The 25,310-nt window shown below is 43.5% G+C and carries 16 protein-coding genes; 9 read left to right on the forward strand and 7 right to left on the reverse strand.

Annotated elements, in window-relative coordinates; translation table 11 throughout:
- The first annotated feature begins 120 nt into the window (after window positions 1-120).
- Window positions 121-7,257 (forward strand): hypothetical protein, encoded by a 7,137-nt coding sequence (locus tag IPM47_03205; protein ID QQS29974.1) that lies wholly within the window; start codon window positions 121-123, stop codon window positions 7,255-7,257.
- A gap of 952 nt (window positions 7,258-8,209) precedes the next feature.
- Here the strand turns inward: IPM47_03205 and rnc are convergent.
- The 3 genes from rnc to IPM47_03220 all read right to left on the reverse strand — a co-directional run bounded on the left by rnc (window position 8,210) and on the right by IPM47_03220 (window position 10,757).
- Window positions 8,210-8,944, reverse strand: a complete 735-nt coding sequence (gene rnc / locus IPM47_03210) for a ribonuclease III (protein QQS29975.1) — start codon at window positions 8,942-8,944, stop codon at window positions 8,210-8,212.
- A gap of 24 nt (window positions 8,945-8,968) precedes the next feature.
- Complete coding sequence (gene fabF / locus IPM47_03215; protein QQS29976.1) at window positions 8,969-10,234, reverse strand: beta-ketoacyl-ACP synthase II; 1,266 nt, start codon at window positions 10,232-10,234, stop codon at window positions 8,969-8,971.
- A gap of 280 nt (window positions 10,235-10,514) precedes the next feature.
- The gene (locus IPM47_03220; protein ID QQS29977.1) at window positions 10,515-10,757 is read right to left on the reverse strand and encodes an acyl carrier protein; all 243 of its coding nucleotides are present in this window, start codon (window positions 10,755-10,757) and stop codon (window positions 10,515-10,517) included.
- A gap of 351 nt (window positions 10,758-11,108) precedes the next feature.
- On the opposite strand from IPM47_03220, the gene pyk reads away from it, so the two are divergent.
- Window positions 11,109-12,536, forward strand: coding sequence for a pyruvate kinase (pyk, locus tag IPM47_03225; protein ID QQS29978.1), 1,428 nt, complete (start codon window positions 11,109-11,111; stop codon window positions 12,534-12,536).
- 11 nt (window positions 12,537-12,547) lie between these two features.
- Here pyk and IPM47_03230 read toward each other — a convergent pair whose 3' ends face one another.
- The 4 genes from IPM47_03230 to IPM47_03245 form a co-directional block, all read right to left on the reverse strand.
- Window positions 12,548-12,922 carry a hypothetical protein gene (locus tag IPM47_03230; protein QQS29979.1) on the reverse strand — a complete coding sequence of 125 codons (375 nt, stop codon included), beginning with the start codon at window positions 12,920-12,922 and terminating at the stop codon, window positions 12,548-12,550.
- A gap of 169 nt (window positions 12,923-13,091) precedes the next feature.
- A complete protein-coding gene (bshA, locus tag IPM47_03235; GenBank protein QQS29980.1) occupies window positions 13,092-14,267 on the reverse strand; it encodes an N-acetyl-alpha-D-glucosaminyl L-malate synthase BshA in 1,176 nt (391 codons plus the stop codon).
- 198 nt (window positions 14,268-14,465) lie between these two features.
- Window positions 14,466-14,990: a YceI family protein gene (locus tag IPM47_03240; protein ID QQS29981.1), complete on the reverse strand. Its 525-nt coding sequence runs from the start codon at window positions 14,988-14,990 to the stop codon at window positions 14,466-14,468.
- 132 nt (window positions 14,991-15,122) lie between these two features.
- Window positions 15,123-15,713: a Crp/Fnr family transcriptional regulator gene (locus IPM47_03245; GenBank protein QQS29982.1), complete on the reverse strand. Its 591-nt coding sequence runs from the start codon at window positions 15,711-15,713 to the stop codon at window positions 15,123-15,125.
- A gap of 164 nt (window positions 15,714-15,877) precedes the next feature.
- Here IPM47_03245 and IPM47_03250 point away from each other — a divergent pair, with 164 nt between their 5' ends.
- The 7 genes from IPM47_03250 (at window position 15,878) to IPM47_03280 (ending at window position 25,187) form a co-directional block, all read left to right on the forward strand.
- Complete coding sequence (locus tag IPM47_03250) at window positions 15,878-16,588, forward strand: PorT family protein (GenBank protein QQS29983.1); 711 nt, start codon at window positions 15,878-15,880, stop codon at window positions 16,586-16,588.
- Between the two features lie 151 nt (window positions 16,589-16,739).
- Window positions 16,740-17,435, forward strand: a complete 696-nt coding sequence (gene trmB / locus IPM47_03255; GenBank protein ID QQS29984.1) for a tRNA (guanosine(46)-N7)-methyltransferase TrmB — start codon at window positions 16,740-16,742, stop codon at window positions 17,433-17,435.
- Between the two features lie 204 nt (window positions 17,436-17,639).
- The gene (hflX, locus tag IPM47_03260) at window positions 17,640-18,821 is read left to right on the forward strand and encodes a GTPase HflX (GenBank protein ID QQS31370.1); all 1,182 of its coding nucleotides are present in this window, start codon (window positions 17,640-17,642) and stop codon (window positions 18,819-18,821) included.
- A gap of 382 nt (window positions 18,822-19,203) precedes the next feature.
- Window positions 19,204-21,894: a T9SS type A sorting domain-containing protein gene (locus IPM47_03265; protein QQS29985.1), complete on the forward strand. Its 2,691-nt coding sequence runs from the start codon at window positions 19,204-19,206 to the stop codon at window positions 21,892-21,894.
- A gap of 167 nt (window positions 21,895-22,061) precedes the next feature.
- Window positions 22,062-23,864, forward strand: coding sequence for a hypothetical protein (locus IPM47_03270; GenBank protein QQS29986.1), 1,803 nt, complete (start codon window positions 22,062-22,064; stop codon window positions 23,862-23,864).
- Between the two features lie 121 nt (window positions 23,865-23,985).
- Window positions 23,986-24,447 (forward strand): DUF1573 domain-containing protein, encoded by a 462-nt coding sequence (locus IPM47_03275; protein QQS31371.1) that lies wholly within the window; start codon window positions 23,986-23,988, stop codon window positions 24,445-24,447.
- A 167-nt stretch (window positions 24,448-24,614) separates the two neighbouring features.
- A complete protein-coding gene (locus IPM47_03280) occupies window positions 24,615-25,187 on the forward strand; it encodes an aminodeoxychorismate/anthranilate synthase component II (protein ID QQS29987.1) in 573 nt (190 codons plus the stop codon).
- The last annotated feature ends 123 nt before the right edge of the window (window positions 25,188-25,310 follow it).

A 25,310-nucleotide genomic window follows, 5' to 3' on the forward strand; every position in this document is an offset into this window, starting at 1 on the left:
CCCAAAACCGCTCAATCGGTAAACTAAAACCAACTCCAACCTAAACCTGCCCGCCTACCCATCTTGCTTTTTGTGTCTATCCAAAACTAAAATTTACACGAGCAATTAAAAAATACAGCTATGAAAAATCTGTTCCTTTGCGCCTTATTCTTGGCAGTGATTTTGTGCACGACTTTTGTTGATGCCGCCGCCGCAATTCGATATGTAAAACCCACCGCCACCGGCACAGGTACCGGCAATAGCTGGGCAAATGCCTCTGGCGATTTACAAGCTATGATTGATGCCTCAGCCGTAGGCGATGAAGTCTGGGTAGCCACAGGCACTTACAAACCCGGTGCATACCCTACAGGCTGTACCGGTTGCAGCACTACCCGCGATTATGCGTTTCTTATAAAATCCGGCGTATCGGTCTATGGCGGGTTTGCAGGTACAGAAAGCGCAAAAGATGAAAGAAATATTACCGCCAACCCCACCATACTCAGCGGCGACCTTAATGGCAATGATGTATTTGATATAAACAACGGCGGCTATCAAAGTGGCACAGGCGATGATAATTGCCACCACGTAGTCGTTATGCGAGCCGCCACATCCGGTCATACTTCGGTGTTTGATGGTTTTTTAGTTACGGGGGGCAATGCCGACGGTACCGGAAATATTACGTTTAGCTCTGTAAATATTCCAAAAAATTCGGGTGGCGGTATGTATGCAAGGAACATATCCGGTTGTACCCAAACACTAACCAATAACAGCTTTTACAACAATATGGCTGGTTATGGTGGAGGTTTTTATTCTTTAAATTTTGGATCACAAACTATCTCTAACAACGCTTTTTACAACAACATAGTGAACAATGCGGGCGGCGGGTTAGATTTAACCAATTACAATACCCAAATAGTTGACAACAACACCAGTTATAACAACAGGGCTGTCTCTGGAGGCGGGGCTTCAATAGGTAATGTTTCGGGATCCCAAACAGTTACTAACAATGCTATATACAATAATGCCATTACCGGTACTGGCGGCGGGCTAAGTATTAGCAATAGTAACGCATCCGGCCAGCAAACGATAACCAACAATACCATATACAATAACACTTCAACTAGTAATAGTGGGGGATTATATACAACTAACTTTGGCACACAAAACATTTCTAATAACACCATTTACAACAATACCGGTAGTAATACCGGCGGTGTTACATTGAGTAATTCGGGAACAAATGCTCAACAAACTTTTACACATAATACCGTTTTTAACAACACGGCCACTGGCAGCGGCGGGGGATTAACTACCTTAAACTACGGCACAACCCCCCAACAAACTATCGCTAACAATGCCATTTTCAATAATTCAGCTGTTGGTGTAGGCGGCGGTATAAATATGGGTGGCAGTAGCGCATCGTCCCTGCAAACGATTATCAATAATACCATTTACAACAACACTGCTAATAGTAATGGAGGCGGGCTGTATGTTTCGAATTCAGGAACACAAAACTGCCACAACAACATTTTTTGGGCAAACAAAAAAGGAGCGAATAACAATGTTGCCGGTGCTGATATTCATGTGCAATCGGGAGTTACCACTTTTACCCACTGCCTTACCCAGCAAAACTCAACCTTTAGCAGCGGCACGGGTATCATTAACAACCAAAATCCCTTCTTTATAGACCCTGCCAACCCCGCCGGCGCAGATGGCATACACCGCACTGCCGATGATGGCTTGCGACTAAGTTCTTGTTCGCCGGCTATTAATGCCGGAACTTCTACGGGTGCCCCAAGTACGGATATTATTGGCACAAGCCGTCCTCAATTTATCGAAATAGATATGGGTGCTTATGAAAGTACAACCAATTACAGTGCCCCTCCCACGGCAGGAATTACCAACAACACGGGCACAACCGTACTCACCTGCATTACCACATCCATTAGTGTAACTGCCACAGGCGGAAGCAGCTATGCCTGGAGTGGCGGAGCAACCCCCAACACTGCCGACAACACTTTCACCACATCAGGCACATATACCGTTACGGTAACAAATTCGGGCGGTTGTACGGCGACTGCAAGTGTCGTGGTTACTAACAACGACCCAACCACTGCCAATGCAGGTCCTAACCAATCTGTCAGCATAAGCTCAGCCACTATGGCAGCCAATACACCCAGCTTTGGTTCAGCGGAATGGTCATTGGTAAGCGGCTCCGGTACTATTACCACGCCCGGCAGCCCCACCACCACCATCACCAATCTTGGGGTTGGCACCAATACTTTCCGATGGACAATCTTTAATGCACCATGTACGCCAAGCACAGACGATGTTGAGATAACTTACTCACCGGCTGTCAACCTCGTCTGCCCAATTAACAACACAGTCGGCTCTTGCCAAACTCAAGCAGCGGTTGATGCTGCTTTTGCAAATTGGCTGGCAACAGCATCTGCCGGTGGCGGGTGCGATGGTGTATTGACGAACAATAGTTCAGGCGCGCCCTCAGCCTGTGGCGGCTCAACAACAGTTACCTTTACCTACACCAGCACCTGCGGACCCCTCACAACCACCTGCCAGGCAACATTTACGGTGGCTGCTACAACATCTCCCACGCCGGTTTTTAGCAACTGCACCAACAACAGCGTCAACCTCGGCTGCAACCCTGCTAACCTTCCCTCATGTACTGCCATAACTTCGGGCAGTTTTGGTGGCAATGTTACGGCATCTAACTCCTGTGGCTCTGTGCCGGTTACCTGCTTGGCAGGTGAAATTATTGCTAATGGATGTAATCGCACTCAGGTTTTCACCTTCGAGGCAACAGCTTGCGGGCAAACGGTTACCTGCACCCGAACTTTCAATTGGACTGTAGTAACGCCGCCCTCTTTCAACGGCACCTGTGGAAACGGTGTTGTCAACCTTGGCTGCAACCCATTAACCCTTCCGAGCTGCAACCCCGACATTACAGCCTCCAACCAATGCGGAGCGCTACCCGTAACCTGTAATATCGGTGCAATTACGGTAAATGGTTGTAACCGCAGTCAAACAATTACCTACATAGCAAACGCATCGGGCTGCGGCACTTTCAGCACTTGCATCAGGATTTTTAATTGGCAGGAAACAACGGCACCTGTGTTTGCCAACTGTGATAACACCTTTGACCTGGGCTGTAATCCGGCAACCCTGCCCTCTTGTGCCAATGTTCAGACAACGCCCTTCGGTGGAGCAATTACTGCTACCAACGAGTGCGGCAATGTTTCCGGTATCACCTGCTCCCAGGGCAATATTGAGAGCGACGGTTGCAACCGTAGCCAAACATTTACCTTCACATTAACCGGCTGTGGATTCACCACCACTTGCACTCGTACTTTCACTTGGTCGGTGGACCCGACTGCTACATTAACCTGTCCGAACAATACCACCACTGCTGCCGGTCAGACCCAAACGGCTATTGATATAGCGTTTAACAATTGGTTGGCGAGTGCCGGCTATTCAGGCGGTTGCGGCGGGGTTTTAAGCAACAACAACACAGGTGCTCCATCTGCTTGCGGAGGCTCTGCAATGGTTACTTTTACCTTAGACCTTCCCTGCCAAACCGATAAGACCTGCCAGGCAACTTTTACAGTGGCAGAACTCAATGCCCCGACTGGAACATTGTCTATAGTCAACAGCAGTTGTACTGCCTGCACTGTTAGCGGTGGCAGCATTGCCATAGGCTCAGTAAGCGGCACCGGCGGCACAATTGAATATTCTACCAACAACGGCACAAACTGGAGCAGCAGTTTACCCACGTACAATCAAACCGGTCCGCCACAAACCATTCTCGCCAGTGTGCTGGCAGCCAATGGCTGCAGGAGCAATGCTGTACAAGTAGGCATAACCGCTCCCGGCACTTGCCCACCGCCGCCTTCCGCAAGCATTACCGGCACAACAACCGGCTGCAACAGCGTTACTTTAACCGCTTCGGGAGGGTCAGGTTATGTGTGGAGCGGGGGCGCTACCCCAGCATCGGCATCGAACACCTTTACCACATCGGGTAGTTATACGGTTACAGTAACCGGTTCGGGGGGGTGTACAGCTACAGCAAGTGCTGTGGTAACCATCACCCCAAACACCTCTAATACCACGACCATCAATGCCTGCGATAGCTATTTATGGTCGGTAAACGGTTCTACCTACAACGCCTCGGGTACTTATACTTCTGTTAGCGGATGCCATACCGAAATATTGAACCTCACCATCACCGCAAACACCTCCAATACCACGACCATCAATGCTTGCGGCAGCTACTTGTGGGCGGTAAACGGTACTACCTACAACGCTTCGGGTACTTACACTTCTGTTAGCGGATGCCATACCGAAATACTGAACCTGGCCATCACCGCAAACACCTCCAATACCACGACCATCAATGCTTGCGGCAGCTACTTGTGGGCGGTAAACGGCACTACCTATAACGCTTCGGGCACTTATTCTTCTGTTAGCGGATGCCATACCGAAATTCTGAACCTCGCCATCACCGAAAACACCTCCAATACCACGACCATCAATGCCTGCGGCAATTACTTGTGGGCGGTAAATGGGACTACCTACAACGCTTCGGGTACTTACACTTCTGTTAGTGGATGCCATACCGAAATATTGAACCTCACCATCACCGAAAACACCTCTAACACAACTACCATAAGTGCCTGCGGCAGCTACTTGTGGTCGGTAAACGGTACTACCTACAACGCTTCGGGCACTTACACTTCTGTTAGTGGATGCCATACTGAAATACTGAACCTCACCATCACCGCAAGTACCTCTAACACGACTACCATTACCACCTGCGATAGCTATTTGTGGTCGGTAAATGGGACTACCTACAACGCTTCGGGTACTTATTCTTCTGTTAGCGGATGCCATACCGAAATATTGAACCTCACCATCACCGAAAACACCTCTAATACCACGATCATCAATGCCTGCGGCAGTTACTTATGGGCAGTAAACGGCACTACCTACAACGCTTCGGGTACTTTTACTTCTGTTAGCGGATGCCATACCGAAATATTGAACCTCACCATTACCGAAAACACCTCTAATACCACGACCATCAATGCCTGCGGCAACTACTTGTGGGCGGTAAACGGCACTACCTACAACGCTTCGGGTACTTACACTTCTGTTAGCGGATGCCATACCGAGATATTGAACCTCACCATCACCGCAAACACCTCCAATACCACGACCATCAATACCTGCGGCAGCTACTTGTGGGCGGTAAACGGCACTACCTACAACGCTTCGGGTACTTTTACTTCTGTTAGCGGATGCCATACCGAAATATTGAACCTCACCATTACCGAAAACACCTCTAATACCACGACCATCAATGCCTGCGGCAACTACTTGTGGGCGGTAAATGGGACTACCTACAACGCTTCGGGTACTTACACTTCTGTTAGTGGATGCCATACCGAGATATTGAACCTCACCATCACCGCAAACACCTCCAATACCACGACCATCAATACCTGCGGCAGCTACTTGTGGGCGGTAAACGGTACTACCTACAACACTTCGGGTACTTACACTTCTGTTAGTGGATGCCATACCGAAATACTGAACCTGACTATCACCGCAAATACCTCAAATACCACGACCATCAATGCTTGCGGCAGCTACTTGTGGGCGGTAAACGGTACTACCTACAACGCTTCGGGTACTTATACTTCTGTTAACGGATGCCATACCGAAATATTGAACCTCACCATCACCGCAAGTACCTCTAACACGACTACCATTACCACCTGCGATAGCTATTTATGGTCGGTAAACGGAACTACCTACAACGCCTCGGGTACTTATACTTCTGTTAGTGGATGCCATACCGAAATTCTGAACCTGACCATCACAGGCCCCTGTGTAGATTGTCTTGGTGAGCCGGGAGGGCTTGCACTGCCCGGCACTCCTTGTGACGATGGCAACCCTGAAACCGTAAACGACCTATTTGGCACTGATTGTACCTGTGCCGGCACACCTGTAAGCACACTTTGTAATTTAGGCGCAACTCTCAATGGAACAGAAAACCTATGTACCGGAGGGATAATAGGATTAATTGCCACCGGAGGTAATATGTATCAATGGAGCGGACCAAATGGCTATACTTCATCAAGCGGAGGCAGTATCATCAGAACCTATGCCAATGTGAACATGAGCGGCACTTATACCGTAACCATCACCAACAATACGTGTGTGGACGTATTGAGCATTGTCGTAACCGTTCACCCCATTCCATCTGCTACCTTGAGCGGAAGTTCATCCATCTGTTCGGGAGGAACAATAACACTCACCGCACCTGCCGGGTCAGACTCGTACCAATGGAGCGGTCCGAATGGTTTTTCCACCAATACCGGAAGCAGCAATACGTTGGTTCGCACGGATGTCAACACCACCATGTCAGGACAGTATAAAGTAACCGTTACCAATTCCGGAGGCTGTACAGCTACGGCAAGTCGTAATGTTACTGTTAACGCCGTAACAAATGCCGCCGTAACCCCAACTGCCACAAATACAAGTTTCTGCTCCAATACTGATGTGGTGTTTGCTGCCACTACTTCGGGTGTATCTTATGAATGGAGCGGACCCGGAGGTTTTACGGCCAATACTGCTGCAATCAGCGCGCCACCTGTTGCCGGAGCATATAAAGTAACAGTTACCAATGCAGATGGTTGTATTTCAACGGCTACCCGTAATGCCACAATAGTTGCTGTACCAAATGCAGCGATTACCGGTAACCTGAATGTATGTGCCGGCGGGAAAGTATTGCTGATGGCCTCCGGTGGGAATTCGTACAACTGGAGCGGCCCGGGTGGATTTACGCATACAGGAAGCAACGTTTTGAGAAATAATGCAACCTTTGCAATGTCGGGAACTTATACGGTAACTGTAACCGGCAGCGGAGGTTGCAAATCCACCGCAAGCGTAGTTGTTACAGTATCTGCCTGCAAAAACGGTGAAGAACAGATAGCTTTAGAATCTCTGTTTGCTTATCCCAACCCAACCGGCAATCTGACAATAATTACCTTTACCGCTCTCAAAGCAGAACTCATGTATTTGTCAATATATGCCGTTGACGGAAGGGAAGTTGCCGTCTTATTCAACGGAATGACTGAGGCAGAAACTCCCTACGAATTTATGTTTGATGCCAACGAGTTGCCTTCAGGTACTTACTACGCAATGCTTCGCCGGGCCGACGGAGCTACGCAACAACTAAAATTGTTGGTGGTGAGGTAAGAAAACGGAGACTCTTGCTTGACGGATATCGTTCTTTAATCTAAACCTGTCCATCTGAAATCATAAAATCCCCTTGTGTTATGGGTAATGCCGTACACAAGGGGATTTCTATTTTCTACAAGTCGGTAAGGTGGCAGGGTAGCAGTTGAGCTATTGACAGTTAACGTCAGTGAGTTCCGATACTTATATCAGAGTTACCTAAAGGCTCATTTAATACGAGATACTAACTTATTTTACTGCAATGAATATCTTAAATCGCAAAAAATTCTGACAAAATAGCGTGATTAGAATGATCTCATACAAACAAGTAATCCGCAATAAACCCATGCTGAAAGCACCCCGCTCAAAACACCATGGTGTCAATTTTGCCAACCGGTAAATAAAAAAAGGGGGGCTTGCATCAAAAAGTGGTGACCCCTGTCTTGTTTTAACTCTATCCCTATCGGGTTTTATTAGAAATGGTGAAAAAAGGAGGCGAAAAAAAAAGTCAATTTTTCTAATTTTAATTGACATTTTACCCTCAAAAATTGCAATTTTAAGGAGTAAAAAAGCAATAAAAACCCTTAAAACCGATTTAAAATTCAAGGAAACTGCAATTTCGAAGGCAAAAATTATTCTTTTTACGAAGGGAAAAACAATTAAAGCGAATAAAATGGTAATTAAACTCCTGAATGAAGTAAGAAATGACCCATTTCTTGTTTTAAAAGTGTTTGCGATTATAATAAAAATTGCTTCGAAGTCAATAAAAATCCTTTCAAAGTCAATAAAAACCGGCAATTTTTCAGCAATTCTTTAAATATGTTGCACTTGGGGGCAACCTATTTCAGCCGGTGCGTTTTCAGACCATAACTAACGGTTTTGTTTACAAACAGCGGGTTAGTCTGGTTGGTTTGAAATCTGAAAAGTAGGGAATGAGAGGGAGAAAATTAGAATAGAGACCCAAAAAATGCGGTTATTCCCATTCCATTGCCGTTTCGACATTGAGTTTTCGGTAAACGACTTTGGAGGCTTCTTTTTCGGCATCTTTTTTATTGCGCCCTTCCCCGCTTCCCATCAATTCGCCGTCTATAAAAGCCCCGACGACGAAGATTCTGATTTTGTTGACGTTTTTTTCTTCCAATACCTCAAAAATAAGTTCTTTTTCGTAGCGTTGCGACCATTCAAACAAGCGGCTTTTGTAGTTGATGTCTAAGTTTTGAAGGTCGTCGAGACTGATATAGGGCACCATGATTCTGTTCAGAATAAACTCTTTACAGGTTTTAAAGCCGGCATCGAGGTAAATAGCGCCAATCAGCGCTTCAAGCGCATTGCCCAGGATGGTACTGTTGATGGTAACAAACCCCCGGTGATAGTCAATCAATTGCTGAAGGTTGAGTTCGCGCCCGATTTCTCCCAATCGTTTTCGGTTTACGATTTTAGAGCGCATTTCGGTCAAAAATCCTTCTCCGCGCAGGGGATATTTCATAAACAAATATTCCGAGATAACGGTATCTAAAACGGCATCGCCCAAAAATTCAAGCCTTTCGTTGCTGGTATGGGTATCTGTTGATTTGGAGCTGTGCTTAAACGCCATTAAATAAACTGAAAGGTTGATGGGTGTAAATCCCAGCAACTCGCGAAGGAATGCGACTTTTCTTCTTTGCGAAGCGAGGTAACGGTTAAATAGCTTTTTTAAGACTTTAAACAAAGGATCTTGAAGTTAAAAGGTAAATCAGGCTTTTTTAAAGATGACGGAAGCATTATGCCCGCCAAATCCAAAAGTGTTGCTGATGGCAGCCCTGATGGGTCGTTTTTGAGCTTTGTTAAATGTAAAATTGAGTTTGGGGTCAAATTCGGGGTCGTCCGTAAAATGGTTGATTGTTGGAGGAACGGTATCGTGTTTGACGGCCATAATGCTGGCGATGGCTTCAATAGCACCTGCTGCCCCCAAAAGGTGTCCGGTCATAGATTTTGTCGAACTGATGTTGAGCCGGTAGGCGTGTTCGCCAAACACATTGAGAATGGCTTTTGATTCGCTCACATCGCCCAACGGGGTAGAAGTTCCGTGAACATTGATATAATCAATTTCGGAGGGAGCAATGCCGGCATCGCCAAGGGCATCTTTCATGACCAGTACCGCCCCTAATCCTTCGGGATGGGGTGCGGTAATATGGTTGGCATCTGCGCTCATTCCGCCGCCGGTCATTTCTGCATAAATGGTCGCACCGCGCTTTACGGCATGTTCGTATTCTTCGAGGATAATAGCACCGGCACCCTCACCCAACACAAAACCATCGCGGTCGAGGTCGAAAGGACGGGAAGCTGTTTCAGGGCTTTCGTTTCTTTCAGAAAGGGCTTTCATGACGCTAAACCCGCCAACGCCTGCTTCGGTAACAGAGGCTTCTGCACCTCCAACGACAATGGCATTTGCCCTTCCCAGGCGGAGATAGGTAAACGCATCTATCAGTGCATTGGTAGAAGAAGCACAAGCCGAAACAACAGCAAAGTTGGGTCCCCGAAATCCGTGTTTGATGGAAATATGTCCGGCGGCAATGTCCAAAATCATTTTGGGGATAAAAAACGGGTTAAATCTTGGTTGTGTGCTTCCGCTTTGTACTTGCTGCCAGAAATCGAACAATTGTTCCTGAAACGTGCTGATGCCGCCAATGCCTGAAGAAAAAATGACACCTACTCTGTTTTTGTCTATATCCGGATGGTCTAATCCGGCATCAGCAATGGCTTCATCGGCAACAGCGATGGCATATTGGGCAAAAAGGTCTAATTTGCGGGCTTCTTTTCGTCCAAAAATAGCATCGCCATCAAAGTTCTTTACTTCGCAGGCAAAGCGGGTTTTAAAGTTCGTGGCATCAAATTTGGTAATAGGGGCAGCTCCGCTCACGCCATTGACTAAAGATTGCCAGTATTCACCGACGTTGTTACCTAAGGGGGTAATGGCACCCAATCCGGTTACAACAACTCTTTTCAGGGTAACTTGCATGTCTAATTCGGGTTGTTTAATTTAAACTTTTCGAAAAATTGGTTAAAGTTCTGTGTTGAGTGCATAAAACAGAAAGACTACCAAGTTCGCTTCAAAAAAGAGGCGAAACCGGTAGTCCTGTTGAATCAGCGGTCATTGACTGCTTGAATATTGCCAATAAGTTTCAAAAACATTTTTCTGTTAAAAAGGTATTTTTAAACTTTTACCACATAAAACAAAGTCCGGTTGCTAAAGACATGAACCTTTGAGTTTGAGGGTATTGACAGGAGTTGGGACTTGTCTAAGCCGCCGAAGCATTAGCTTCTAAATAGTTGATGGCATCGCCAACGGTGGTAATTTTTTCGGCATCTTCGTCCGGAATTTGTACGTTAAAGGCTTTTTCAAATTCCATAATCAACTCTACGGTGTCTAATGAATCTGCTCCTAAATCGTTGATGAAATTGGCTTCGTGTTTTACTTCTGCCTCATCTACTCCTAATTTTTCAACAATAATGGCAATAACCCGGCTCTCTATACTTTCCATAAATCAGCAATTTTTTTGAATTAATGTAAGTGTGTTTGCAAATATTTGAGCGCAAAGGTAACAATTTATTAAGTTTTTAACAACCATAGTATCCCGATAATTTATGTAACTTTGAGCCGCCATATTCTCCGTTTCTTTCTCTTCCAAACACGGCTGTCCCTGTTCGGGTATATCCTTCACAAGCTGATAGCCTTTACACAAACAAGCCGCCTGATAAGGGTTGTCCGAAAATGTTTGTACAAAAAAACTCCCATGATTTCAAAAGCCATCTCCATACAACCAAACGAATGTTGTTGATGTTGTAGGTGATAACATTCTTAGATTTCCCTTTTTTACTTTAACTTATACAATATGACCCCTTTCAGTAAAACAAAAATTGTGGCAACCGTTGGCCCCAGGTCAGAAAGCAAAGAAATGCTAACCCAGCTCGTTCATGCGGGGGTAAATGTATTTCGCCTCAATTTTTCGCATGGCACCCATGAAAAGCATGCTGCGGTTATAGAAAACATCGTTCAGATCAATCAAGAATTAGGCACCAATATCGGCATATTAGCCGATTTGCAAGGTCCTAAGATACGAATTGGCGAAGTAGAAAACAATGAAATTATATTGGTCAACGGACAGTCAATCCGCATTACTACCAAAGAACAGGTCAGTACGCCCGAGCTGCTTTATATTTCTTATGAAAGTCTGGCATTAGATGTTGAGCCCGGAGACAGAATTTTAATAGACGATGGTAAGCTTGGACTGGTCGTAAAAACGACCAATAAAGCCGACGAAATAACCGCCGAAGTGATTTACGGAGGCATATTAACTGCCCGAAAAGGGGTAAACTTGCCCGATACCACTGTTACCGCTCCGTCTCTGATGCCAAAAGACCATCGGGATTTGGAGTTTATTTTCACAATGCCGGTCAATTGGATTGCCTTGTCGTTTGTCCGCACAGCCGAGGAAATTAACAAACTGAAAGGGGTGCTCGAATTCAGGAATCATCCGGCAAAAGTGATTGCCAAAATTGAAAAACCGGATGCTTATAAAAACTTAGACGAAATTATCCGGGTTTCCGATGGAATTATGGTTGCCCGGGGCGATTTAGGGGTCGAATTGCCTTTGGAAGATATCCCTTTTGTTCAAAAAGATATTGTAACCCGTTGTATCAAAGCACATATACCGGTGATTATTGCCACTCAAATGATGGAAAGCATGGTTACCAATGCGATTCCTACCCGGGCCGAAATTACCGATATTACCAATGCCATGTTTGACGGAGCTGATGCCCTGATGTTGAGCGCTGAAACTGCAAGCGGAAAATATCCGGTCAAGGTGATTGAAACGCTGAAAAAGGTGATCAACAAAGTAGAACAAGAAGATAAAATTTACAATATGGGCATTGAACCGGACAAAGACTCCCATACTTTTTTGTCTGATGCCGTTTGTTTTACCGCCTGCCGGATGGCAAAATACGTTAATGCCACCAGTATTATAGCCCTTACCCGTTCGGGATACACTGCTTTTTCGCTGGCAAGTTTCAGACCTGTCAGCAATATTTTTGTATTTACAGAAAATGCAAATTTGCTCAATGCGGTTAGCCTTGTCTGGGGTACAAGAGCCTATCTCTACAATCGTTCAAATTCCACAGAAGATACCGTTCGCCATATTCAGAACATCCTGAAAGATAAAGGTATGATTCAAAAAGGAGAAATTGTCATCAACACCGGCAGCACCCCTTTTAACGAACTTGGAAATACCAATACCATTAAGGTTTCGGTGATTCACTGATCAACCTTGTTTTACAACCCCCGTATTGTTTTTGACCAATCCCTGACCTCTGCAAAAATTTCTGCAGCGCAGTTTTGATAACTTTCTTCTGTTGTTCCGTAGGGGTCGTCAATTTTCCAAACAAGAATTTTGCGCTTGAGGTGGGGGTAGTTGCGTTGTAAAAACAACCCGACCGGTTCGTCCATTCCTATGATTTGTGTAAACCCGTCCAGATGCAACTGAGCAATATTTTGAGAACGGTGTTTACTCAGATCAATTTTGTACCGGCTTTCCATCAGATTAACCGCATGTCCGGTAGCCGTTTGTCCGTTTTGTGCGCCTATGCCGGCACTGATGATATTTGCTTCGCCCACCCGTAAAAACTGTTTTGCAAAAGCCTCCGCCATCGGACTTCGGCAGGTGTTTCCATAACATACAAAAAGAAAAGAGGGGAGAGGGTGTACAATCATTGCTTATCGCTGAGGTGAAATCCGGGATTGGAGGATCTGTAGGACAAGGCAAATTTAACAAGATTTGTTCCGGTTGTTTATCCTTTCAATAAAACAGGCCGGAAAACTAAAAGACCTTATCCTGTAATTTTTTAGGCGGATTTTGTTTGCAAAGCCGGCAATTGTCTAAAACTTTTTGGTAATACTGTTCATATAACGGAACAATCTTGCTGATGTCAAACCGTTTTGCCTGCTCTAATGCGTTGTTTCTGAATTGTTGCAGCCGTTCTTTGTTGTCTAAAATATACAGCGCATTTTTTGCCATGTCTTCCACATCTCCTACATTGCTCATAAAACCGGTTTGACCGTTGATATTGATTTCCGGTATTCCTCCGGCATTGGTTGAAATGACTGGCACTTCGCAAGCCATCGCTTCAAGTGCTGCAAGCCCGAAACTCTCACTTTCGGAAGGAAGTAAAAACAAATCTGTAACTGCAAGCAATTCTCCGACTGCATCCTGTTTTCCCAAAAAACGAACATCGTGGGCAATTCCCAGTTCCCGGCATAATTGTTCGGCTTTCATCCTTTCCGGACCATCGCCCACCAACAGAAGTTTGGCAGACAGATGTTGCTGTACCTTATGAAAAATTCGAATTACATCTTCTATCCGTTTCACCTGTCTGAAATTGGACGTATGCATCAAAACCCGCTCATCAGCCGGTGCAATGGCCTTTTTGAAATGGTCTTTGTTGAATTTTTTAAACTCGTCCAGGTCAATAAAATTGGGAATCGCTTCAATTTCGTTATGAATGTCAAAGTATTCATAGGTTTGTTTGCGCAAACTATCCGACACGGCCGTCACACCATCCGATTGATTGATAGAAAATGCCACTACCGGAGCATAAGTGCTGTCTTTTCCGACAAGGGTAATGTCTGTTCCGTGTAAGGTGGTAATAATCGGGGTATAAATACCTTTTTCGTACAAAATGGTGCGGGCCAAAAAAGCAGCCGAAGCATGAGGAATGGCATAATGAACATGCAGAATATCCAGCCGGTGAAACTGTATAACATCTACCAGTTTGCTCGCAAGTGCTGTTTCGTAAGGGGGGTATTCAAACAAGGGATAGTCAAAAACTCCGACCTCGTGATAATAAACATTGTCAAAAAAATGGTACAACCTTGCCGGTTGGCTATACGCGATAAAATGCACTTCATGTCCTTTCTTTGCCAGTGCTTTTCCCAATTCTGTGGCAACCACACCGCTTCCTCCATAAGTGGGATAACAAACAATGCCTATTTTCATGTTCTGATGATTTTTTCACCCTTGATTGGAAATCGTTTAAAACCAAAATAAAACATCAAAAAGACAACAGCGGTTCAACAATCAATTTTTGATTAGAACCAATACTTTTTGAATCAAAAGTAAAATAAAAAAAAGCAAGCCGTAATGACTTGCTTTTTGTCTTGCTTTATGAGCCTTGTTTTCCCGAATAAAAAAAGTTTAGTTTTTTTGAAACTGAACGTTCACACTGAGTTTTACCTCATCTGAAACTACCACCCCTCCGGCTTCGGTTACCGCATTCCATTGCAAACCAAATTCTTTGCGGCTGAGCTTACCGTTAATTTCAAACCCGTGTTTCTCGTTTCCGTAAAAATCGGTCATTTTACCGGCATATTCCACCGCAAGAGAAACGGGTTTTGTTACGCCCCTGATGGTAAGGTCTCCGTTCAACAAATAGTCTGTATCCGATTTTTGTACCAAACTTGTTGAAACAAAGGTCATTTTGGGGTGATTTTCAGAATCAAAAAAATCCGGGCTTTTCAGATGTTGGTCTCGTTGTGTGTTGTTTGTGCTGATGCTTTCAATATCGGCTTCAAATGAAATTTGAGCATCAGTGAAGTTTTCCTTTTCTGCACTCATTTTGGCATCAAACTGCTCAAAGCTACCGGTAACGGTGCTAATCATCAGGTGTTTTACTTTAAAAGATACTTCTGAATGTGTGGGGTCAATCGTGTAAGTTGCCATATTCAATCTGTTTTTGTTTGTTAAATAATTTACTGCAAAATTAGGGCAGATAGCAGCCTCCAAACAATGAAGCAGGTTAAGAATAAGGCTTAATCTATATTAAGTCCGGCAACTTAAAAACCAAACAGTCCTTTACAGAGATGACGTTTTTCCGCTCAGTTGTTTTCGTAGTTTGCTTAAAAATTCGGGGGTGATGCCGATATAAGAAGCTATTTGTGTTTGCGGTAATCGCATTGCAAGTTGAGGATATCGCGAAAGAAAGTTTTTGTAGCGGTCAATGGCAGGAAGGCTTAAGTTTTCGACTATTCTCGATTGCTGGCTGACAAATCCGTTTTCAGTAATAATTCTGAAATAACGCTCAAACTTGGGGCACTCATCAAATAGCGCCAATTGTTTTTCTCTCGAAATAACAAGCAGTTCGCTTGGTTCTAAAGCATCAATATACAACCTGCCGGGCTGACCGGTGGTAAAACTCATCATGTCGGCTGCCCACCAATCTTCGATGGCAAACTGTATGATATGCTCAAAACCATTGGAATCCACAAAATAGATCCGCAAACATCCCGACAAAACAAAGGCGCAAAACTTGCTGACATCTCCTTCCTGAACAAAAAATTGCCTGCGGCGTAGTTTTTTAACACCAAAAGACGACATAATAAACGCTTCTTCCGATGGTTCGAGCCGGATATGTTTTTCAATGTTTTCAATCAACAGATTTCTCATTTTGAATAACCGGTTTAATCCATGTTTTTAACCACCAAACCCCAAATTTGTTTGCCTGACACAACTCAACGAATTTTTCTATCTTTGCGATGGTCAAAAATTAAGCAGTGTTGATTTATTTTTAATTTTCACCAAAACATTATATCACTCCTTAAAATCAATTTATGAAACAAGGTACACAATTACTCCTTTTGTCGGTGTTTTTATTTTTTATTCTGAGTGCTCCAGCATTTGCCCAAAAAGGGTTGGAAGTAGGGGTAAGGGTAATTCCACAATCGGTTTGGATAATTAATGATGACGATGCTGCCCGTGGAGACGGGTTGGATTATACCAGAACCTGGGGAATGGCTTATGGTTTGAATGTGGGTTATAACTTTTTAAGCTCTTTAGGCATACAAACCGGTTTGCTCATTTCGGGTCAAGGGCAAAAGTATGTGGGTGACGGTTCTTCGGGTTTTGAAACATCACAGACAAAACTCAATTACCTCAAAATTCCAGTTATGCTCAAATTCAACAGCAACCCCGATGCCGGCGCTTGTTTTGTCGGAACGGCAGGTATTCAGTTTGGGCTGCTTACGGGTGCCAAACAAATCGTGGATGATGAAGAGGTTGACTTTGGCGCATTGGGATTAGAACTTAAAGATGCCTATAATAAAGCCGATTTATCTGCTGCTTTTAGCTTAGGTTCCCGATTCAGAGTTACTGACAGTTTTAACATAGGACTTTCTTTAAGAGCAGATTATTCATTAGGTGATATTGAAGACAAAGACTTTGTAGTCGCAGGATTCCCTGTATGGGACAATGATCGCGCCGCCTCTGCCAACCTGACCGGTGGTATTATGATTGAAGCCAATTATATTTTGGGTGCTAAATAACTTCGTTGTTTTTATTAACTCCAAACTCACTTCCCTATATTTTACTTAATATGCAGTACGGCACTTTTGCAGCTATCAAAAGTGCCGTTTCATTTTAAACGCTTTTGTTGTGGGAGGAAGGGTTTAATAACATTTCCGGCTTCAATTTTATATGTCGAAAGGTAAAATGGTAAAGTTTGCCGAAATAAAACTTATGCCCCATGTTTTTGAAAACAGAATTTGGAAAGAGCCGGTTCTGTACAATCATGAAGGCAGGGTGATAGACTACAAAGGGCAATGGCAATCGTCCTATTTTAAAAACAACAACCCAATAATATTGGAACTTGCCTGTGGGTATGGTGAATATACCATGGCGATGGCTTCGCTCTATCCGGATGTCAATGTGATCGGTATTGATATTAAAGGCAATCGCATCTGGACCGGTGCAACCTTTGTCCAAAACCATCAACTTCAAAATGCCGCTTTTGTGCGAGCACCCATCGAACTGATTGGTCATTTTTTCGGAAAATCTGAAATCAGCGAAATCTGGTTGACTTTTCCCGACCCGCAAATTGGTAAACCGCGCAAAAGGCTGACTGCATTATCCTATTTACAATTGTACCAAAAAATTCTTCACCCTGCAGGCATTGTACACCTCAAAACCGACAGCGACCTGTTGTATGAGTTCACCCTCGAAACGCTTTCAGAAAATAATTTCCCGATTTTGGTCAATTATCCCGATTTATACCGTTCCAATCACCAAAGTAACCCCTTACTTTCTGTTTCCACCCGTTACGAAAAACTCAACCTGAGCGGGGCAAGTACGATTAAATACCTGAAATTTGGTTTAACCCCCACCGTAGGGTAATTCTTTTTATCTTAAACTTTTTACAGGTAAAAACCTGAATAAAAAGGCACCCTTTTGCATCAGGTAAAAATTGCGATTAAACGGTTTAAAAAAAACTTCTGATACCTGATATACTGTTGTCTGATTTTCAGGAAACTTATCAGAACAAAACATTGTTAGTACAAGAAAAAAAAACATATTTTGGAAGGATTTGTAAATCTGAATTTGGGCAACAAACAACAAAACGAGCCTGAAAAAGCGGTTTTAGTCGGTCTGATCTATAAAGAACAAACCGAAGAAAAGTTAAACGAATATTTGGCCGAACTCGCCTTTCTTGCACAAACTGCCGGCGCAGAGGTCATCGCTGAATTTAAACAAAAACTGCCCCACCCCGACAGAAATACCTTTGTCGGCAAAGGCAAGATGGAAGAAATCAGACAATACATTACCACTAAAAATGTAGAGTTGGTCATTTTTGATGATGACCTTAGTCCCCGACAACAAAGCATTTTAGAAAAAGAACTAAAATGCAAGGTCATTGACCGCAGCTATCTGATTTTGGATATTTTTGCTTCGAGAGCAAGAACTGCCCAAGCCAAAGCACAGGTAGAACTCGCACAAATGCAATATCTGCTGCCTCGTTTGAAAGGTTTGTGGACCCACCTTGAAAGGCAAAGAGGAGGAATTGGCATGAGAGGACCCGGTGAACAGGAAGTAGAAACTGACCGGCGGATTGTGAAAGAAAAAATCGCAACACTAAAAAAACAGTTGGAAAAAATAGACACCCAAAACACAATCATGCGCAAAAGACGCGGGGAATTAATCCGTGTAGCGCTGATTGGATATACCAATGTCGGAAAGTCAACCATTATGACTGTGTTGAGCAAATCGGAAGTGTTTGCCGAAAACAAGTTGTTTGCCACCTTAGACACTACCGTAAGAAAAGTGGTGTTTGAAAACACCGCATTCCTGCTATCCGACACTGTAGGGTTTATCCGAAAACTTCCACACGGGTTAATTGAAAGTTTTAAATCCACTTTGGACGAAGTGCGCGAGTCCGATATTTTGTTGCACATTGTAGATATTTCCCATCCACAATACGAAGATCAGATAGCCGTTGTCAACAATACATTAAAAGAAATCGGGGTTGAAGAGAAACCGGTGATCACCGTTTATAACAAATTAGACCTGTACCGGCAAAAATATTTTGATGCCTACCTTCCAAATGAGGTAAAAGAACAACTGATGGAAGAATTGCAGGAAAACTTGCGAAATCAAACTCAAAGTCCGGTCGTGTTTATTTCTGCTACCGAAAAACTAAATATTGACCTTTTCAGACAACAACTATTGGAAACGGTAAGAGAACAATATCTGGTTCGATATCCCTATTTGCCGGAACAATACTAAGTTCCAGACTAAGTTCTTAACATTTCTATACTCACCCGGCATAGCCTGACCCTTTGCTGGTTTTTTCTTTTTTTTTGGGTTCAAGAAGAAGGTTATGGAATCTTTGTTTTGAATTTTTTCAAACAACCACCCATCTCCTTTTTGATAGCATAGCGATAAATATTTATACCCATAAAAAAGTTAATGGAGTTGAGACTTGATGTCTTTTCAAAAAAAACTTCTTCCTTTTCCACATTCCCGCATGGTTTTTTAATAATAAGCCGACTAAACTGCATAATTCTATGTTTTAGCTTATTTATTGCAGTAAAACTTAGCACAAAACGGCCTTTATCCCTATTTTAGCGCAAAATATTTTTAAGCATTAAACTACCCGTTTATGATAATGAGAAATACACTCATTCGAATTGTGTTTGCCTTTATACTTTTAACCGGTATAAGCTGGCAAATAGCTGCTCAGATAGTCCCTAACGATGTCTGTTCTGATGCGTTGCCATTTCCTCCTTTGGTCTCCAATGTAACCACTTGTTTGAACGGTACCAATATTGGTGCAAACGGTGAATTGCCCTATATCAATCAGGGTTATTGTTTAGGAGGAGTAGATATGCCTGCTCCCGCAGCCGATATTTGGTACACCTTTACCGCTGTCAGCAACATTCTTGATATTGATATTTCTTTTGACACCGGAACCATTTCGGTTGCTTTGTATGAAGGAACCTGCGGATCACTCATCGGACGGGAATGTGAAGTTGGGGTTGGCGGCGCACTAAATACTACTTTTGCCCCTGTTGCCCCCGGGGTAGTTTACTTTTTACAAATCAGCGGAGCAGACCTGACCGATCAGGGTGAATTTGGTATTTGTATTGAAAATTATGCAGACAATATTGACGATATCTGTATTTTAGGCCAAACTCTGAATATCTCTCCTCCACCGTTATTGGGAACTTATCCTCCGGGCGAAAACATCAACTTTTGTTTTACCGTTGCCGGTTATAATCAAAATGCTGCCGACTGGTTTCATGGGTTAGTTCCTGTTTTTGGAAACGGTTGGGATGTCAGCACTTTGGGACTTTCTTCCCCTGCAAGTTGTAGCGGCAGCGGAACATGGTCGTGGTATGAACTGGTACAAGGCACAAGCCCCTATGCAGCAACAATTGGCCCGCAAGGCCCCGGTTTTTTCTACGAAACAGCTTCGGGAGGTCCCGGCTTAGACACTAACCCCGGAAACAATTATGGCGACGTAGGAGAACCCGGATGTCCCTGGACATTTTGCTTCAGTATTTCTACGATGGATTGCCCTCCCGGCGAAAACGGCAACGACCTGAGCATTACCTTCCTCAATTTTTCAGATTCTGAAACCGGAAGTTGGGGTGCATTCAGTATTTGTCCCGAAGACCCCGAATATACCTTTAAGGCTTTGTTGGCTTGTTGCGCTGCTCCCGAAATGACAGGCGTTAATCCCACATGCGCCAACCCCAACGGAGGCTCTGTTACCGCAACCCCAACTGCAGGAACTCCTCCCTATGTTTGGGAATGGAGTAACGGATTTGTAGAAGAAAACAGCGGTGCTTCAACCATCAGCAATTTGCCCGAAGGGTTCTATTCAGTAACAGTAACTGACGACACGGGTTGTTCTGTAGCCGCATCTTTTACTTTGATTGAACAAAGTGTTGGTTTCAGTTTGCAAATCCCTGTTAGTGTAGAAGGTTGCGGAGGTTGTGAAGTTAGTCCGGACAGTCCCGGAGCTATCAATATCGTCAATATGGCAGATGGAACCGTTTTTGCAACGGTTAGCATCAACTCCTGCCCGGGCATTATCAACATTTGTTTGCCGGAAACCGGTGCTTTTGGTTTAACTTACAACAGTCAAACCATTGAAAATGCAGTCGTTGAAGGTGCGCTTACCGCTCCGTTATTTGTATTTAACACCGGCTCACCTTCTTTTGCAGGAACTATGAATTCAGATACCCAAATCGTCTGTAATGGTTTGAATGCAGTTATCAGCAATAACGGTGATGAAATTCTTGACAACGGTGCTATCTTAACCTATGCCTTATACAGCAATCCTGCAAATGTTGCCGGATCAATCCTGGCTCATAACCCTGCCGGTGTATTCTCAGGAGACGGATTAACCCCCAATATTCCTTATTATGTTTCGGCAATTGCCGGACCCGAAGGCACTACCGCCGGATTACCCGATTTATCAAGCGCTTGTACCGATATTTCATCTGCAATGCCCGTTGTTTTCCTCACCCCGGTAAATATCCTGATCAATGAATTTTGTGATTGGCTAACCGGCGATTATCATGTTACACTTTATGTTACCGGAGGATATCCTTCTTACGACAATACCGCAACATATACTATTGTAGGGGATTACAACGACCCGCAGTTACCTGTTGGACAAAGTGTGGAAATCATTTTTATTGAAGGCTCAACCACGGCTTACAGTTTTGAGGTAACCTCTGACGGTTTTGGTTGTTCCGGCAGCAGTGCCGATGAACCCTTTATTTGCTACAAAACGCCTATCGAACTGCTGAGTTTTACAGGACGTGTACTACCCGAAGGTAATCAATTGCTTTGGAATACAGCAACCGAAATTAACAACGATTACTTTACGCTCGAACGCTCAAAAGACGGAATAACTTTTGAAGTTATAGGCACAGTTCAAAGTCAGGGCAACAGCATTATGGTTCAGTCTTACGAATTTTTAGACAAAACCGCCCCTGCAGGAATTAGTTATTATCGTTTGAGCGATACAGATTTTAACGGAGTTCGCACTTATGCAGGCAATATTGTTTCGCTTAACCGCAATGCAACAGGTTTGTCAATTGTTCAAATTAACCCCGTTCCTGCTCAGGATAGAGTGAATGTCACTTTTAGCGCATCAGGTAACGAATCAATGACCCTGCAACTCTTTAATGTTGCCGGACAATTGGTTCACAATCAGGAAATTGAAACTACCAACGGGTTAAACCAACTTCAGCTTGATGTCAATGCCTATCCGGATGGCATGTACCTGATTTCGCTGCAAAGCGCTTCGGGTATTGTTACTGCCAAATTAGTGGTAGAGTAAAGTTACGGTTTACCGCTTGCTTTAGATTTAATATAACAGACTATGTCGGATAATCAGCACAATAATCTTGTCCTATTTTCCGGCATAGTCTTTCAATCAAAATAATAATCCGACTGACATAAGATTTAATTAAAACACTTTTTCCCTAATCCCAAATTTGATCAGCAATGAAATACATCAATGCAGCTATCCTGTCTAAATTGGCAGTATTTAGTATGTTTGCAATATATGCCTTTGTTTATTGCCACGCTCAAACAGGCAGTTTAATCCGGTTGAATGATTCCGGCAGATTTCCGGAAATGGAGCAGTTGACAATTAAAGATTTCAAAACCTCTGCAAAGGCAAAATTCAGCAGCCAAAGTATTGGCACAACAGAGGTGGAACAGGCATTTAAAGGTGCAGGTGGTGGTTGTACGACTATTGCAGATCCTGATTTTGTATATAGTCCTGCAAACTTGACTTCAATTACCGGTGCTCCTAATCCGCTTTGCGGGCCATTAGGTACTACATATAGTTCTACTTTTTTTCAGGCTAATGGCGGAACTTTTGACTGGCAGGTTTGGGGCGGAGAGGTTTATCAGTTCAACCTAATTGGCGGAAATACTTATACCATGTCTATTTGTGGAGGTGCCGGTGGATGGACTCCTGAATTTACCGTTGTAGGTCCGGGAAATATTACTATATCTACAGCCACCAATTGTACCATTACATTCACTGCTTCGCAAAGCGGAGTTCATAATGTCTTCATTACTCCTGTAGGTGCCTGTGGAACTTTAGTACAACAGGACAACGGACATTTAGTGATTACCCTCACAAATGCAACAAACTGTACTCCCAGCACATGTGGAAACACTGTTTGTGATACCGCTTCCGGAGAATCTTATTGCAACTGCCCGGGAGATTGCCCCTGTACCATCAGCGGAACGTATGTGGACTTTAGCCCAACAACCGGAAATCCTGTAACAAGTGTTACCCCTGCTGCTTTTTGTGAAAACTTCGTAACCGGTTTTCCCAATCCGGCAGTTCCCGAACATACCATGTTTGTTCCGGTAGCAGTAATCGGAGTTGATTGTGTTACCTATAATGTTTCTACAACTCAGGGAACTTTGTATCAGTTTGTCGGAGAAGATTTAGTACCAACTACTACTATTCCCAACCTGACTGTTTTGTGGCTGGAAGTCACCCAAACCCAAATCAACGCTTCCGGAGGCACCACTACCGTAACTTTTACCGGTGCAAGTGGCGCTTGTAATACAACATTGCCCATCGTTTGGGCAAACGTAGTTAATTATACCGGAAATGTTGCCACCACCTGCCGTTCACCGCTAATTGTCGGAATGTTCTTAGAAGCTGCCTATAATACTGCTTCTACCGATACAACCATGAATACCACCCTCAATGCTATTCTGCCTTTAAACTCTCCTTACTCAGTAGCCCCCTGGAATGCTCCTGCTGCTTCTGTAACAGCTATGCCTACAGCAGTTGTAGATTGGGTTTTGGTTGAATTGCGCGACCCTGTTACCAATGCTCTTGTTGCCAGTCAGGCAGGTTTGTTATCGAGGTTTGGTTACGTTTTTGACACCAACCTTAATCTCGGACTGACATTTACTCAAACCGGAACATTTAATATTGTTATCCGGCATCGAAACCATTTAGCAGTTATGAGTTCACAACCTGCCGATCCGGATGGAATTATTGTTGATTTTGCGCTTTCAGAAAATGTTGCAGGAGGAACAGAACAACTTTCGAGACTGGGAACATTGGAACTCTATGCTCTAAAGGCCGGCGATATCAATGCAAACGGGGTAATCAATTATACAGACTACAACGTATATCGTTCCACAATTGCATTACCGAATACCTACAACCGAAGTGATGCCAATATGGATGGAAATGTCAACACAACCGATTTTACCAATATGATTCGTCCCAACACAAGTTCTATCGGAGTGGATCAAGTAAGATATTAGTGTTAAAGTTTTGTTAAAAAAGTTTTGTGATTTAAAGATTGTTTAACTTTGAGACTTCTTCTTTCTTTTTTTATTTCCAAAAACATTTTCTTGCCTTATGAAAAATCTTTTTTCCTTTTCTATGGCTCTTTTGTTTTCTGTTGTGGTTTTTGCACAGGTAAATGAATCTGCAAGTCTTCCCGTTACTTCCGTTGTTTCTTCAGTTCCAATGGAAACAAATTTAACCCCGGTTGGTAGTGGTCCTGTTATGGAGTTTGAATCTACCGATATGGATTACGGCACAATCGTTCAAGGTTCTGAACCGCTCAGAGTTTTCAAGTTTACCAATACCGGTAACGAACCTTTAACCATCACCAGCGCAAAAGGCAGTTGTGGATGTACCGTTCCGACCTATCCCAAAGAACCCATTTTGCCGGGTGAAACAAAAGAAATTGAAGTTAGATACGATACTAACCGTCTTGGTTCATTCCAAAAAACAGTTACTCTGAACACAAACGAAACAGAAAACTCAACCCATGTTTTGAAAATTCATGGTACTGTAAACGCTAAACCTGCCGAAAATACTACGCCAACTGACAATTAGTAAGTAAAAGAAACCCCCTTCTTTATTTATAGAAAAAACCTCCTGACAACCTGCTTGTCCGGAGGTTTTTCTTTTATTGAAACACGCTCCTTTTTGGAGTTTGTTCAACTAACTTTCTTTTCAGGTGTTATATGAACGCTGTTTCACTCAACCCTTTTTAATTTGCCTTGTATTTACTGATAGACAATTACGATTCCTTTACTTATAACCTGTTAGACTATTTTGCTCAGTTAGGAGTTTCCTGTAAAGTTGTGCGTAACAATGCCTGTACATTGTCTGATATTAATGCTCTAAATCCTGAGGGCATAATCATATCTCCCGGACCCGAAACTCCCGAAAAATCAGGAATTACTATACCCGTCATCCGAAGTTTTCATCAAAAAGTGCCTATTTTAGGAATATGTTTAGGACATCAGGCAATCGGCCAATATTTTGGAGCAAAACTTGTATTGGCAAAACAACCCATTCATGGTTACACCTCTGCTCTTGTTCACCACAATCACCCTATGTTTTACAATATCCCCCAACATACTCCGGTTATGCGTTACCACTCTTTGGTTTTGACTGAAGTTACAAATACTCCTTTGGAAATTACTGCCACAACCGTTGAAGGTGAAATTATGGCTATTGCCCACCAACATTTACCAATTTACGGCGTGCAGTTTCATCCGGAATCTATTCTGACCCATGAAGGACTGAATATATTAAACAACTGTCTTAATCTGATGTCAAATCCATAGTTTTAAAACATATAATTGCAATAAAACAGACCTACTTTTATCATTTTTTGATAAAAAAAACCAACAGGCAGTAAAAATCCCTATTTTGCCATCGTATCGCTTTGGGTCATTTTAAAACACAGA

This window comes from Sphingobacteriales bacterium (assembly GCA_016700115.1).
In the GTDB taxonomy this organism is placed as follows: Bacteria; Bacteroidota; Bacteroidia; order Chitinophagales; family UBA2359; genus UBA2359.